This is a genomic window from Stenotrophomonas sp. GW821-FHT01H02A, assembly GCF_059422145.1.
Window position 1 is genome coordinate 1 of sequence record NZ_JBWKWI010000030.1, and the last position, 624, is coordinate 624.

1 protein-coding gene is annotated in these 624 nt (G+C 61.2%); it reads right to left on the bottom strand.

The annotated features are described in order from the left end of the window. Window positions 1-624, bottom strand: a 624-nt coding sequence (locus AC07WC_RS17760; protein WP_495211172.1) for a flagellin, incomplete at both ends; no start/stop codon positions are given.

Genomic DNA, 624 nt, shown 5'->3' on the forward strand with positions numbered 1-624 from the left:
GGCGGACAGGTTTTCGGTCGAGGTCTGCAGGTTCGCCACCACCGAGGTGAAGCGGTTCTGGATGGCGCCGAGGTCGGCGCGGGTGTTGTTGATCGAGCTCAGCGCCTTGTCGACGATTTCCAGCGCCTGCTGGGCACCCTTGACGGTGGAGATGTCGATTTCTTCAGCAAACTGCTTGGCACCCATCGTGACCGTACCGGTGTTCGCCAGGTCAGTACTGAAAATGGTGGCATCGCCGTCAGCATTCACGCTGTCCTTGACCGAGGTCAACGTTACAACGCCGGCATCATCTGCCTCTGCGTAAACGCCGGTCTCGCCGATCTTGGCGTTGATATGGGTGGCGAGTGCTTTGCCTGCAGCCACTTCGTTCTGGGCGCCCGTACCGACACTGGCCACTACCAGTTCGTCGAACTTGACTTCGTTGCCCTTGCTATCGGTGATCTGGAAGGCATCGATCTTAACGTCCGTGTCTGCAACGCCGGTCACCTTCGCGACCGTCGCCGTGGCGAACTGGGCGCCGCCGAGGGCATTGGCCTTCGCATCCACCACCTTGTCGATGGCGATGGCCTGACCGGCATTGGCGCCGACCTGGAACAGCTGGCTGGAGAACGAGCCGTCCAGCAG